We start from the raw sequence: 12,801 nt of genomic DNA, 5'->3' as shown, positions 1-12,801 counted from the left end.
GCTTGGGGGAGGCGGGCCGGTCAGGCGGCGCCGGCGCGCAGCTCGCGCGGCAGGTTGAAGGCGATCGTCTCGTCGGCGGTGCGCACGGTCTCCACCGTCACGTCGTAGCGCTCCGCGAGGGCGTCGATCACCTCCTCGACCAGCACCTCCGGCGCGGACGCGCCCGCCGTGATGCCGACGGTCCGGATCTCGCCCACCGCCTCCCAGTCGATCTCCGCCGCCCGCTGGATCAGGTAGGCGCGGGTGCAGCCCTCCCGCGCGGCCACTTCGCGCAGGCGCTGGGAGTTGGACGAGTTCGGCGCGCCGACCACGAAGAGGGCGTCCACCCTCGGGGCCACCGCCTTCACGGAGGCCTGCCGGTTCGTGGTGGCGTAGCAGATGTCCTCCTTGTGGGGCGCCGTGATGGTCGGGAACCGCTCCGTCAGCGCCTCCACGATCGCCCTGGTGTCGTCCACCGAGAGGGTCGTCTGCGTCGTGTAGGCCAGCGCCGCGCCGTCCGGCGCCTCCAGCGTGGCCACGTCGTCCAGGGTCTCCACCAGGGTCACGGCGCCGTCCGGCAGCTGGCCCATGGTGCCGATCACCTCCGGGTGGCCCGCGTGGCCGATCAGGATCACGTGCCGGCCGCGCTTGTGGTGGATCTCCGCCTCCCGGTGCACCTTGGTGACGAGCGGGCAGGTGGCGTCCAGCTGGAAGAAGCCGCGCAGGCGCGCCGCCTCCGGCACCGCCTTGGCGACGCCGTGCGCGGAGAACACGACCGGCTGCCCGGTGTCCGGGATCTCGTCCAGCTCTTCGACGAACACCGCGCCCTTCCGGCGCAGCTCCTCCACCACGTACTTGTTGTGCACGATCTCGTGCCGCACGTAGACCGGCGCGCCGAAGCGCTCCAGCGCCAGGTCGACGATCTGGATCGCCCGGTCCACGCCGGCGCAGAAGCCGCGCGGGGCGCAGAGGAGGATGGAGAGCGGCGGTTTGGTCAAGGCACGGCCTCGGGCTTGGTCATCGACGGGTGGGCGGCGTCTGGTCGGAATAGAGGTGGTGACGCCGGGCCTGTCAAGCGACGGTCCCGCGCCGGTTTTTTCGCCGGGCGCGGCGAGTCGCCTTCGCGGAAAACGCATGCTATGGGAGGCGCCGACGGAGGTGACGGACGCATGATGACGATCGGCGTGCTTTCTCGGGGCGCGGCGCTGGCCGCGGTGGTTTCGGTGCTGGCGGGATGCTCCACCGTGGGCGACATGAGCCCGGGCGCGGTGATGAGCGGCGGGCGCGACCTCGCCAAGGAGCAGGAATCCGCCGAGCTGTTCCGGCCGGTCGAGGTCTGCCCGCAGGTGCAGGTCCGCGACGGCACCCAGGTCATGCCCGTCTACGAGCGCGGCAAGCAGGACGACCCGTCCGCCCTGCGCTTCCAGGCGACCGTCTCCAAGTTCTCCCGCGACTGCCGCACCAGCGAGGTCGGCACCGCCGTGCGCGTCGGCGTCGCCGGCCGCCTCCTCGCCGGCCCCTCCGGCGCCACCGGCCAGGTGAACCTGCCGGTCCGCGTCGTCCTGGTGCGCAACGGCGACGAGGTGCTCTATTCGGAGCTCCACGTCATCCCCGCCGAGATCGCCCCGGGCACCGCCGCCACCAACTGGTCCAAGATCGTCGAGAACGTCGTCGTCCCGCCCGACGCCGGCCAGTCCCGCTACGTCATCTACGTCGGCTTCGACGAGACCGGCGCGAAGAGCTGATCGGGAGCGCGGCCGGCGCGAAATCACGACCGCGCCCGCCCTACCACCGCCGCCCGTCGACCGCCGCCGCCCGTCATGGTCCGCGTAGGCGGACCACCCACGCATTCCCCGCCCGCCGACCCGTCAACCGGACGTCGCCCGCTTCGGACCGCCCCATGCGGGGGTGTTCCGCCTGCGCGGACCATGGCGGCGGAGGATTGGGCGCCTTCCTCTCCGAGCGGCGAAGCTCGACGCCCTCACACCCGATCCCTCCGCCTCCGCGCTCATCTTCACCCCTTATCCCCGCCTCTTCGCCCTCCCGCCCACAAATCATCGCCTGATCCTATTGCCCAATAGGTGATCTCGCAGTATCTCAGAAGGGTCTCGTGTCGCCGCGCGGGAGAGACCGGGTCCGACCCGGCGCCGAAGGAGCAACCGCCCCGGAAACTCTCAGGCAAAAGGACCGCTGCGGCGTGTGACGCTCTGGAAAGCAGACGGCGGGCGGGAAACCGCGGGCCGGCTCACCGACGGAGTAACCGGCCGCAGCGGACGATCCGGCGCGGAACGGGAAATCTCTCAGGTCGTGCGACAGAGGGGGCGTGTCGGGGGTTGTCCCCTCGACGCCAACCTGACGTGGAGCCCGACCCGTGGAGCCCGACCCGATGACTTCCTCGGCCGCCCCCCTGCCGACCGTCACCACCTCCGAGACGCCCCTCCTGACGACGCCGCTCGCGGCCGCCCACCGGGCGCTCGGCGCCAAGATGGTGCCGTTCGCCGGCTATCTGATGCCGGTGCAGTACGAGGGCATCCTGGCGGAACACCTGCACACCCGCGCCGGCGCCGGCCTGTTCGACGTGTCCCACATGGGCCAGGCGATCCTCGCCGGCCCCGACCACGCGACGACCGCCGCCGCCCTGGAGGCCCTGGTCCCGGCCGACATCCTCGGCCTCAAGCCCGGCGCCCAGCGCTACACCCAGCTCCTCGACGCTCACGGCGGCATCCTGGACGACCTGATGGTCCACCGCCCCCACGCTGGCGAGGAAACCGGTGACGGCCAGGACGGCACCCTGATGCTGGTGGTGAACGCCGCCACCAAGGCCGCCGACATGGCCCACATCGAAAACCACCTGCCGGCGGGCGTCACTCTCGTGCCCGTCAAGGACCGGGCGCTCCTCGCGCTCCAGGGTCCGAAGGCCGTGGACGTGCTCGCCCGCCTCGGCGCCGACGTGGCCGCCTGGCCTTTCATGACGGCCGGCCCCGCCACCGTCGCCGGCATCGCGGTCCACGCCAGCCGGTCCGGCTACACCGGCGAGGACGGGTTCGAACTCTCCGTCGCCGACGATCGCGTCGCCGATCTCTGGGCCGCCCTCGTCGCCGACCCGGACGTGAAGCCCATCGGCCTCGGCGCGCGCGATTCGCTCCGCCTGGAGGCCGGCCTCTGCCTCTACGGCCACGACATCGACACCACCACCACGCCCGTCGAAGCCGGCCTCACCTGGTCCATCCAGAAGCGCCGGCGGCAGGAGGGGGGCTTCCCGGGCTTCCACGTCATCGCCGAGCAGATCGCCAACGGCGCGCCGCGCCGGCGCGTCGGCATCCGGCCGGAGGGCAGGGCGCCCGCCCGGGAAGGCGCGGAGATCCTCTCCGAAGACGGCCTGCCCATCGGCACGGTCACGTCCGGCGGCTTCGGCCCCACGGTGAACGGCCCCGTCGCCATGGGCTACGTGGCCGCCGCCCACGCGGCGCCCGGCACCCGGATCGGCCTTCTCGTGCGCGGCAAGGTGCTGCCGGCGGAGGTCGTGCCGCTCCCCTTCGTGCCGGCCCGCTTCTATCGCGGCACGTGAAGTCCGGCCCGCATCACGGGCCGCGCGGCGCGTGAACGGGACCGTAAACAAATAATGAATTCAGCATACTGCAACCAGAACCTGACTCTGCAGCAGAGGATGAACTCCCCCATGGCGCGTCTCTACACCAAGGACCACGAGTGGATCGACGTTGCGGGCAAGGTCGCGACGGTCGGCATCACCGACTACGCCCAGGCCCAGCTTGGCGACGTGGTGTTCGTCGACCTGCCCGACCCCGGGCGGGCCGTCACCAAGGGCGGGGATGCCGCCGTGGTGGAAAGCGTGAAGGTGGCGAGCGACGTCTTCTCGCCCGTCACCGGCACCATCGCGGAGGCCAACCAGGCCCTCGCCGACACGCCCGCCCTCGTCAACGAGGCCCCGGAGGGCGACGGCTGGTTCTTCAAGGTGGAGATCGCCGACGAGGCCGACCTCGGCGATCTCATGGATGCCGACGCCTACGCCGCCTACACGGCGAGCCTCTGACCAGCCGCCGCGCGACCGTCCCGCGACCCTCCAAGGACCCGTCCCCCATGCGCTACCTTCCCCTCACCGATGCCGACAGGGCCGAGATGCTCGGCGCCGTGGGCGTCGGCTCCATCGACGACCTGTTCGCCGACGTGCCCGCCGACAAGCGGCTCACCGGCCTTCCGGCGCTGCCGCTGCACCAGTCCGAGATCGCCGTGGAGCGCAAGCTCGCGGCGCTCGCGGCCAGGAACGTGCCGGCGGGCTCCGTCCCGTTCTTCGTCGGCGCGGGCGCCTACAGGCACCATGTGCCGGCGACCGTGGACCATCTCATCCAGCGTTCGGAGTTCCTCACCTCCTACACGCCCTATCAGCCGGAAGTGTCTCAAGGGACGTTGCAAGTCCTGTTCGAGTTCCAGTCCCAGGTGAGCCGGCTCACCGCCATGGAGGTGGCCAACGCCTCCATGTACGACGGCTCCACCGGCGCCGCCGAGGCGGTGGCCATGGCCCACCGCATCACCCGCCGCAACAAGGCGGTGGTGTCCGGCGGCGTCCATCCGCACTATCGGGGCGTCATGCGCACCGTCTCGCGCATGGCCGAGGACCGGATCGACACCCTCGATCCGGACCCGACCGGCACGGAGGACCTGCTCGCCCGCATCGACGGGGAGACCTCCTGCGTGGTCGTCCAGTCGCCGTCCTTCTACGGCCACCTGATCGACCTGAAGCCGATCGCCGAGAAGGCCCACGCCGTCGGCGCGCTCCTCATCGCGGTCTTCACCGAAGTGGTCTCCCTCGGCGCCGTCGAGCCGCCGGGAACCCAGGGCGCCGACATCGTGGTCGGCGAGGGCCAGTCCCTCGGCAATCCGCTCACCTTCGGCGGCCCCTACGTGGGCCTCTTCGCCACGCGCGAGAAATTCATCCGCCAGATGCCCGGCCGGCTCTGCGGCGAGACCGTGGACGCGGACGGCAAGCGCGGCTTCGTGCTCACGCTCTCCACCCGCGAACAGCACATCCGCCGCGACAAGGCGACGTCCAACATCTGCACCAACTCGGGCCTCTGCGCGCTCGCCTTCACCATCCACATGACGCTCCTCGGCGAGACCGGCCTCACCCGCCTCGCCCGGCTCAACCACGCCAACGCGGTGAAGCTCGCCGACGCCCTCAAGGCCGTCCCCGGCGTGACGGTGCTCAACGACACCTTCTTCAACGAGTTCACCGTGCGCCTGCCGGCGAACGCCGCGGAGGTGGTGGAAAAGCTCGCCCGCAAGGGCGTGCTCGGCGGCGTCCCGGCTTCGCGGCTGGAGCCCAAGCGAACCGATCTCGACGACCTCCTGGTCGTCGCGTCGACCGAAGTGAACACGGACGAGGACCGGGCCGCCTTCGTGACGGCGCTGAAGGAGGTGCTGTGATGGCCATGAACACGCAAGGACGCCCGACCGCCCCCACCGCCGGCCCGGCTGGCGGCCCGGAGACCGCCGCGCCGAAGACCTTCACCGGCAACCGCGGGCTCGACGTGGAGGAGAAGCTGATCTTCGAGACCGGCCGCCTGGAGGCGACCGGCGTCGACGTGGAGGATCCGGGCGAATTCCAGTCCCGGCTCGGCGCCCACGCCCGCAAGGCCCCGATCGGCCTGCCCGGCCTGACGGAGCCGGAGACCATGCGCCACTACGTGCGCCTCTCCCGCCAGAACTACGCCATCGACCTCGGCCTCTATCCGCTCGGTTCGTGCACCATGAAGCACAACCCGCGGCTGAACGAGAAGCTCGCCCGGCTGCCCGGCTTCGGCGACGTGCACCCGCTGCAGCCGCTCTCCACCGTGCCGGGCGCCGTCGACCTCATCGCCGAGCTCGGCCGCTGGCTCCTGGAGCTCACCGGCATGGCGAGCGTCGCCATGAGCCCGAAGGCGGGCGCCCATGGCGAATACTGCGGCATGGCGGCCATCAAGGCGGCGATCGCGGCGCGGGGCGAGACGCGGTCCATCGTGCTCGTGCCGGAATCGGCTCACGGCACCAACCCGGCCACCGCCGCCGCCCTCGGCTTCAAGGTGGTGCCGGTGCCCGCCCGCGAGGCCGGCACCGTGGATCCGGAGGCCGTGAAGGCGCGCCTGTCGTCGGACGTCGCCGCCATCATGCTGACCAACCCGAACACCTGCGGCCTGTTCGAGCGCGACGTGGTCGCCATCGCGGACGCCGTCCACGAGGCGGGCGCCTACTTCTACGCGGATGGCGCCAACTTCAACGCCATCGTCGGCAAGGTGCGGCCGGGCGATCTCGGCGTCGACGCCATGCACATCAACCTGCACAAGACCTTCTCCACGCCCCACGGCGGCGGCGGTCCGGGCGCAGGTCCGGTGGTGCTGTCGGAAAAGCTCGCCCCGTTCGCGCCCGTGCCCTTCGTGCGCTTCAATCCGGACGGCTCCGGCGAGTTCGTGGAGACGCGCAAGCAGGCGGGCGACACCGCGACCCCCTTCGGCCGCATCACCGCCTTCCACGGCCAGATGGGCATGTTCGTCCGCGCGCTCACCCACATGATGAGCCACGGGGCCGACGGCCTGCGCCAGGCGTCGGAGGACGCGGTCCTCTCGGCCAACTACGTGAAGGCGCGCCTGTCCGACGTCATGACCGTGGCCTTCGAGGATAGGCCGGCCATGCACGAGGTGCTGTTCGACGACCGCTTCCTCGACGGCACCGGCGTCACCACGCTCGACTTCGCCAAGGCGATGATCGACGAGGGCTATCACCCGATGACCATGTACTTCCCGCTGGTGGTGCACGGGGCCATGCTGATCGAGCCGACCGAGTCGGAATCGAAGGCGAGCCTCGACCAGTTCATCGGCACCCTCCGGCACCTCGCCGGGAAGGCCAAGGCCGGCGCCGTGGACGACTTCAAGTCCGCCCCCCGCCTCGCCCCCCGCCGCCGCCTCGACGAAACCCGCGCCGCCCGCCAGCCCAAGCTCGTCTGGTCCGACCCGGCCGACGAGGGCAGGGCCGAAGCCGCCGAATAACCCTCCCTCGCGACGGGCCGCCAAAAACAGCGGCCCGTCGCACCTCGCCAACGAAGAGCGCACCCCATCCTTCCCCTCAGGGGAAGGTGGCCGGCAAAGCCGGCCGGAAGGGGTCGTCTTTCTCTTCCCCGCTCACCCGAAGCGACCACGCCCATCCTTCCCCTCAGGGGAAGGTGGCCGGCAAAGCCGGCCGGAAGGGGTTGTCTTTCTCTTCCCACTCACCCGAAGCGACCGCACCCCATCCTTCCCCTCAGGGGAAGGTGGCCGGCGAAGCCGGCCGGAAGGGGGCGTCTTTCTCCTCCCCCTCACCCGAAGCCACCACGCCCATCCTTCCCCTCAGGGGAAGGTGGCCGGCGAAGCCGGCCGGAAGGGGTCGTCTTTTTCTTCCGGTCGGGCCCAGGACAGCCGTCTCAAACAAGCACGACCCCTTCCGGCCCCTCCGAGGCCACCTTCCCCTGAGGGGAAGGATGATCGATCTCCCATCCCTCTCCCTTTCACCCCCGGCCCGTCGGCGCTAGGCTCCCCTCCGAACACCTCGGAGCGAGCCATGGCGATCGGTCCGGTCAGTCCCATCATCGGCGATGCTCCCGTCGGCGTCGGCGCCCACGGGCCGTCGCCGGCCGCGCCGGCTGGCGGTGGTCCTCACCCCGCTCCGACCGCCACTCCCAAGGCCCCCGAACCGGCCAACCCTCTCCAGGCCGCCCTTGACGCCCTGATCAGCCGCGCGCTCGTCCGCCAGGACGGGCTCGCGCCCGTGTTCGCCGACGCGAAGACCCTCCTCGCCCTGCCGCCGGGCGTCCTCCCGCCCGCCGTCCTCGCAGCTCTTTCCGATCTCGACGGCCTCGCGGTCAGGGGAACCGCCGGGCTCGCCGATCTCCTCCGCCGCCTCGCCGCCGGCGGCCTGCCCGGCGCGGGCCGGCCCGGCGATATCGCCGCCGTCCTTTGGTCCCTGAGGGCGGCTCTGGAGGCGTGGACCGGACGGTCCCGGAGCGATGGACCCTCCCGCCCGGCTGGCCTCCGCCCGGACCCGCCGCGCCGGTCCGCCCCGCCGGTCACCGAACCCGTGCCGGCGCTCCCCGATCCGGCCGCCGAGGAGCCGAGGGCGATAGCCGCCCGTCTCCTCGGCGAAACGGACCGGGCGCTCGAACGACTTCTCCTCCACCAGTCGGCCGCGCTGCCCGACGACGGCCGCCTTGCCACACGGGCAAACGACACGGCCGACATGCTGGTCTTCCCGGTTCCGCTCGCCGGACCGGGCGGCGTGTCGGTGGCCGAGGTCCGGATCGAGCGCGAGCCGCCGGAGAACGAAAGGGAGGAACCGGGCGGTCGCGCCCATCGGGTGGAGATCGCCCTCGACCTGGAACCGCTCGGGCCGATGCGGGCGCGGCTCGGACTTCTGGCCGATTCTCACGTGATCGTGGGGCTCTGGTGCGAGCGCGCCGCCGCCGCCCGTGTGCTCGAGGCCCATGCGCCGTCGCTCCGGCAGGGGCTGCAAGCCGCCGGGCTCCAGGTGGCGGATGTCGCGATCCACCTCGGGCGGCCGCCGGACGCCCGGGCGGGCATGGCCGCGCCCGTGCATCACCGCGTGGACGTGTCCCTGTGAGCGGCGGCGACCACACCCCCGACATGTCGGAAAAGCCCGTCGCCGGACGGGTCGCCGTGGCGCTCCGCTACGACGCGCCGGGCGCCCCGACCGTGATCGCCAGCGGGCGCGGGCACTTGGCCGCCGCCATCCTGGCCAAGGCGGCCGAGGCGGGCGTGCCGATCGACGAAAATCCGCTCCTCGCGGACGCGCTCGCCTCTCTCGACATCGGCGACGAGATACCCACGGATTTGTACCGCGCGGTCGCGGAAGTCATCGGCTTCGTGCTCCGGGCGGCGGAGAAGGCCTGAGGCGCCATCACGCGACTTTGAAGGCGGGAAGGGGATATCCGCGCGACCGCGGCCTTGGCCCGGGGCTGAGGACATCCCACCTCGACGGAAACGAGACCGTGTCCGGGACCGGACCCGGCGAGGGGGAGGCAGGACCATGGGCTACATCACGCGGCGATCGTTTTTGGCCGGAACTCTGGCGTTTCCGGCCGGTCTCAGCCTCCTGCGGCCCGCCGTCGGCCAGGAGCTCCAGCCCACCCTGGAGTGCGGCGCCGCCACCGAGCGGCAGACCGAGGGGCCCTACTTCAAGCCGAAGTCCCCCAACCAGCGCAATCTCGTCCCGGCGGGCTTTTCCGGCGAGACCTTCCAGCTCGTCGGCTTCGTTCTCGACACCCGCTGCCGGCCCGTCGAAGGCGCCCTCGTGGACCTCTGGCATGCAGACGAAACAGGCACTTACGACAATTCCGGCTTCCGCAGCCGGGGTCATCAGTACACCGACGCGCGCGGCCAGTTCGCCTTCGAGACCGTCACGCCCGGCCTCTATCCGGGCCGCACGCGGCATTTTCACCTGAAGGTTCAGGCCCCTGGCGGCCCGGTGCTGACGACGCAGCTCTACTTTCCGAACGAGCGCGGCAATCGCCGCGACGGCCTCTACGACCCCTCGCTGGAGATGGCCGTCACCACCGCCGGCCCCGTCCGCCGGGGCCGCTTCGACTTCGTGGTCCGGACCGCCTGAGCCCGCTCAGGCTTCGAGGCCGTTCCAGGCCCGGAAGGCCTCCACGACCGGACCGACCTCGCGAAGGCGCCGGACGACGGTCTCGGCGCCCGCGTCCATCAGCGCCTCGCCATGGCCGGCCCAGGTGTGCAACCCGCCGGTGAAGCCGATCACCCGCATGCCGGCCGCAACCGCGCCGGTGACGCCCGGAACGCTGTCCTCGATCACCACCGCGCTGCGCGGATCCACGTCGAAGGCCTTGGCGGCATGGAGAAAAACGTCCGGCGCCGGCTTGCCGCGTTTCGTCCCGACCTCGGGGGCGGAGAAGATGTACGGCTTGAACCGGTCATAGAGGCCGGCCGCCTCCAGCGACAGCTTCAGCCGCCGGGTCGACGAGTTGGAGCAGATGCAGCGCGGCCAGTCGAGCGTATCCAGAAGCTCGTGGATGCCGACGATCGCCTTCACGGCGCCGAGCCGCCTGTCGATCTCGTCGTCCGCACGGTCCTTGAACTCGTCCGGCAGGCTGCGGCCGAGCTCTTCCTCGATGATGGCCACGATCTGCGGTCCCGTCAGGCCGACGAAGCGGCTGTTCATCTCGGCCGCCGTGATCTCGAAGCCGTATTCGGTGAGAATCTCGGCGTTCACCTGTGCGGCGATGATTTCCGAGTCGATGAGTACGCCGTCGCAATCGAAGATGATGAGCATCGGTCCCGTCCGTGTGGTCGCCCTTGAGGCGCCAGTGGCCGGGCGTGTCGTCCTGGTCGGCGCGACGGCGGCGCAACGGCCGCCATCCCGCGTCTGGGCGAGGTCACTAGCAGATAGGGCCGCGTCCTGGAATGGGCGAGGCGCAAGGCAGCCTTGCGGCGGACCGCGGCCCGCGACCGCTCAGGTCTTGCGGTTCTTCGGCACCGGCGGCGGGTCCGCATCCTCCGGCACGGGCGCGCTGTCCAGCACCTCCACCGTGACGGTGCCGATCTCGCCCTTGCCGTCGATCACGAAGCCGCCGGTCGCCACCTTGCCGTCGGCGCGCCACTCCACCTCCGCATGGCCGGTGGTGCCGTCGCTGCAGGCGAACCGGTAGCTGGCGATGGTGCCTTCCGCCGCCGGGTCGAACCCGCCCGCGCAGGTCATCCCGTCGCCGGCCACCACGAAGTAGTGGGCGCCGTTCTCCACGCGGGATTCGCCGATCATCCGGCCGACCGGCCGCTCCACCTTGATGGTGGCGATCACCCGGGGCTCGGCCGAAAGGGCCGGCTGGACGGCGGCGAGCGATGCGAGAACGACAAGTGTGGCGACGCGCTTCATGATGCCCTCCCAGAGACGGCCGCATCATCCGCCCGGATCGCGACGAAAGCACGGCGGCGCGGGCCCGATCCGCACTTGTCCGGATCACCGCCCGGGCAGGCGCCGGAGCATTCTCCCACCGATCGAGTTGGATGACCTGGTCGATGAGAGAATGCTCCAAGGTACTAATTCGGAGCGATTTCTTGTCGACCTGACGAGTCCGTCAGGTCGGAGAGCGCTCCCGGTCACTGGAAGGCGGTTTCCAGGAAGCTGCGGAGCTTGCGGCTGTGCAGGCGCTCCGGCGGCATCTTGCGCAGCTTCTCCATGGCCAGGATGCCGATCTCCAGGTGCTGGCTCACCTGCCGCCGATAGAAGGCGCTCGCCATGCCGGGCAACTTCAGTTCGCCGTGGAGCGGCTTGTCGGAGACGCACAGAAGCGTGCCGTAGGGCACGCGGAAGCGGAAGCCGTTGGCCGCGATGGTGGCCGATTCCATATCGAGCGCGATCGCCCGCGACTGGCTGAAACGCTGCACCGGCTCGCGGTGGTCCCGCAGCTCCCAGTTCCGGTTGTCGATGGTGGCGACCGTGCCGGTGCGCATGATGCGCTTCAGCTCCCAGCCCTCCAGGCCGGTCACCTCCTCCACGGCCTGCTCCAGGGCCACCTGGATCTCGGCCAGCGCCGGGATCGGGATCCACACCGGCAGATCGGCGTCCAGCACATGGTCCTCGCGCACATAGCCGTGGGCGAGCACGTAGTCGCCCAGCTTCTGGCTGTTCCGAAGGCCCGCGCAGTGGCCGAGCATCAACCAGGCATGAGGGCGCAGCACCGCGATGTGATCGGTGATCGTCTTGGCGTTGGATGGCCCGACGCCGATGTTGACGAGCGTGATGCCCGAATGGTCCGGCCGGACCAGATGGTAGGTGGGCATCTGCGGCATGCGCGGCGGCGCCTCGCCGGAGGAGGGGGCGCGTTCGCCGAGCCGGGTGACGAGATTCCCCGGCTCCACCAGGGCCGTGTAGTCGCCGGCGCCCGAGGCCATCATCTCGCGCGCCTTCGCGGCGAATTCGTCCACGTAGAACTGGTAGTTGGTGAAGAGGACGAAGTTCTGGAAGTGCGCCGGCGACGTGGCGGTGTAGTGCTGCAGCCGGTGGAGCGAGTAGTCGATCCGCGGTGCGGTGAAGGGCGCCAGCGGCAGCGGCTCGCCGGGCCGCGGGTCCAGCGTGCCGTTCACGATCGCGTCGTCCGTGATGGCGAGGTCCGGCACGTCGAAAAGGTCGCGCAGCGGCCGGGGCAGGGCCTCGACCAGGGTGCCCTCCACGTGGGCGCCCTCGAAGAAGGCGAAATGCAGCGGGATCGGCACCTCGCTTTCGCCGATCTCCACCGGAACCGCGTGGTTGCGGATGATCTGGGTGAGCTGGTCCACCAGATAGTCGCGGAACAGCGCCGGCCGGGACACGGTGGTCGTATAGACGCCCGGGCCCGACACGTGGCCGTAGGACAGGCGCGAGTCGGCCAGGTCGTAGGTGTCGGTGGTGATTCGGATGGCCGGGTAGAAGGCCCGCGACCGGCCGTCCGGCACCTGCCCGCGGGTCACGCGCTCGAACGCGTCGCGGAGAAACAAAGTGCTCCGGTCATAGAGTTCGACAAGCCTGTCGACGGCTGCGCGGGGGTCATCGAACGTCTCGAAAGGGAGGGGGTCCGGCCGGGTCACCGGCGGCTGCTGCCTGATCCTGTCGGTCATCGCATCTCTCGGTACAAGAATGGTCACTTGTACCCCGAGTGCGATATCACAGTGTGACGGCCGACGCGCGCGTTTTCTTCAAGACCTAACAAACCGTTGATCGGTAACCATTTTTCCCGTCCGGTCGCTTAACTCCGCGTTTACCCTGACGACGCATTCTCCTGTGCATGGC

The 12,801-nt window shown here is 70.7% G+C and carries 12 protein-coding genes and 1 riboswitch; of the genes, 8 read left to right on the top strand and 4 right to left on the bottom strand.

The features are described 5' to 3' along the window. Positions 1 to 20 precede the first annotated feature (20 nt). Complete coding sequence (gene ispH, locus HND91_RS07325) at positions 21 to 977, bottom strand: 4-hydroxy-3-methylbut-2-enyl diphosphate reductase (RefSeq protein WP_246329342.1); 957 nt, start codon at positions 975 to 977, stop codon at positions 21 to 23. Between the two features lie 171 nt (positions 978 to 1,148). On the opposite strand from ispH, the gene HND91_RS07320 reads away from it, so the two are divergent. The 8 genes from HND91_RS07320 to HND91_RS07285 all read left to right on the top strand — a co-directional run bounded on the left by HND91_RS07320 (position 1,149) and on the right by HND91_RS07285 (position 9,624). After that, a complete protein-coding gene (locus HND91_RS07320; protein WP_181705895.1) occupies positions 1,149 to 1,724 on the top strand; it encodes a hypothetical protein in 576 nt (191 codons plus the stop codon). A 366-nt stretch (positions 1,725 to 2,090) separates the two neighbouring features. Further along, a riboswitch (glycine riboswitch) is annotated at positions 2,091 to 2,179 on the top strand. 186 nt (positions 2,180 to 2,365) lie between these two features. Further along, entirely contained in the window at positions 2,366 to 3,547 is a 1,182-nt protein-coding gene (gene gcvT / locus HND91_RS07315; protein WP_181705894.1) for a glycine cleavage system aminomethyltransferase GcvT, read from the top strand. A gap of 111 nt (positions 3,548 to 3,658) precedes the next feature. Then, positions 3,659 to 4,030: a glycine cleavage system protein GcvH gene (gene gcvH / locus HND91_RS07310; RefSeq protein WP_181705893.1), complete on the top strand. Its 372-nt coding sequence runs from the start codon at positions 3,659 to 3,661 to the stop codon at positions 4,028 to 4,030. A gap of 47 nt (positions 4,031 to 4,077) precedes the next feature. Then, positions 4,078 to 5,421, top strand: coding sequence for an aminomethyl-transferring glycine dehydrogenase subunit GcvPA (gcvPA, locus tag HND91_RS07305; protein WP_181705892.1), 1,344 nt, complete (start codon positions 4,078 to 4,080; stop codon positions 5,419 to 5,421). Next, entirely contained in the window at positions 5,421 to 7,016 is a 1,596-nt protein-coding gene (gcvPB, locus tag HND91_RS07300; RefSeq protein WP_181705891.1) for an aminomethyl-transferring glycine dehydrogenase subunit GcvPB, read from the top strand. Before gcvPA ends, gcvPB begins: the two co-directional genes overlap by 1 nt. 547 nt (positions 7,017 to 7,563) lie before the next feature. After that, the gene (gene fliK / locus HND91_RS07295; protein WP_181705890.1) at positions 7,564 to 8,619 is read left to right on the top strand and encodes a flagellar hook-length control protein FliK; all 1,056 of its coding nucleotides are present in this window, start codon (positions 7,564 to 7,566) and stop codon (positions 8,617 to 8,619) included. After that, positions 8,616 to 8,909 carry an EscU/YscU/HrcU family type III secretion system export apparatus switch protein gene (locus HND91_RS07290; RefSeq protein ID WP_343057187.1) on the top strand — a complete coding sequence of 98 codons (294 nt, stop codon included), beginning with the start codon at positions 8,616 to 8,618 and terminating at the stop codon, positions 8,907 to 8,909. Before fliK ends, HND91_RS07290 begins: the two co-directional genes overlap by 4 nt. 136 nt (positions 8,910 to 9,045) lie before the next feature. Then, positions 9,046 to 9,624, top strand: coding sequence for a dioxygenase family protein (locus tag HND91_RS07285; RefSeq protein ID WP_181705889.1), 579 nt, complete (start codon positions 9,046 to 9,048; stop codon positions 9,622 to 9,624). A 6-nt stretch (positions 9,625 to 9,630) separates the two neighbouring features. Here HND91_RS07285 and HND91_RS07280 read toward each other — a convergent pair whose 3' ends face one another. The 3 genes from HND91_RS07280 to HND91_RS07270 form a co-directional block, all read right to left on the bottom strand. Continuing rightward, positions 9,631 to 10,308, bottom strand: coding sequence for an HAD family hydrolase (locus HND91_RS07280; RefSeq protein WP_181705888.1), 678 nt, complete (start codon positions 10,306 to 10,308; stop codon positions 9,631 to 9,633). Positions 10,309 to 10,488: 180 nt separating this feature from the next. Continuing rightward, positions 10,489 to 10,908, bottom strand: coding sequence for a hypothetical protein (locus tag HND91_RS07275; protein WP_181705887.1), 420 nt, complete (start codon positions 10,906 to 10,908; stop codon positions 10,489 to 10,491). Positions 10,909 to 11,132: 224 nt separating this feature from the next. Next, positions 11,133 to 12,629, bottom strand: coding sequence for an AMP nucleosidase (locus HND91_RS07270; RefSeq protein WP_181705886.1), 1,497 nt, complete (start codon positions 12,627 to 12,629; stop codon positions 11,133 to 11,135). Positions 12,630 to 12,801 lie beyond the last annotated feature (172 nt).

The sequence above is a fragment of the Chthonobacter rhizosphaerae genome (assembly GCF_013839525.1).
Classification (GTDB): Bacteria; Pseudomonadota; Alphaproteobacteria; order Rhizobiales; family Pleomorphomonadaceae; genus Chthonobacter; species Chthonobacter rhizosphaerae.
The sequence above is the reverse complement of the archived record's forward strand: the minus strand, read 5'-3'. Positions and strand labels throughout refer to the sequence as shown.

Bases quoted from the DNA above. Each gene is read 5' to 3' on its own strand.
- HND91_RS07320 (WP_181705895.1), top strand. From the start codon at position 1,149: ATGATGACGATCGGCGTGCTTTCTCGGGGCGCGGCGCTGGCCGCGGTG.
- gcvT (WP_181705894.1), top strand. From the start codon at position 2,366: ATGACTTCCTCGGCCGCCCCCCTGCCGACCGTCACCACCTCCGAGACG.
- gcvH (WP_181705893.1), top strand. From the start codon at position 3,659: ATGGCGCGTCTCTACACCAAGGACCACGAGTGGATCGACGTTGCGGGC.
- gcvPA (WP_181705892.1), top strand. From the start codon at position 4,078: ATGCGCTACCTTCCCCTCACCGATGCCGACAGGGCCGAGATGCTCGGC.
- gcvPB (WP_181705891.1), top strand. From the start codon at position 5,421: ATGGCCATGAACACGCAAGGACGCCCGACCGCCCCCACCGCCGGCCCG.
- fliK (WP_181705890.1), top strand. From the start codon at position 7,564: ATGGCGATCGGTCCGGTCAGTCCCATCATCGGCGATGCTCCCGTCGGC.
- HND91_RS07285 (WP_181705889.1), top strand. From the start codon at position 9,046: ATGGGCTACATCACGCGGCGATCGTTTTTGGCCGGAACTCTGGCGTTT.
- HND91_RS07280 (WP_181705888.1), bottom strand. From the start codon at position 10,308: ATGCTCATCATCTTCGATTGCGACGGCGTACTCATCGACTCGGAAATC.
- HND91_RS07275 (WP_181705887.1), bottom strand. From the start codon at position 10,908: ATGAAGCGCGTCGCCACACTTGTCGTTCTCGCATCGCTCGCCGCCGTC.
- HND91_RS07270 (WP_181705886.1), bottom strand. From the start codon at position 12,629: ATGACCGACAGGATCAGGCAGCAGCCGCCGGTGACCCGGCCGGACCCC.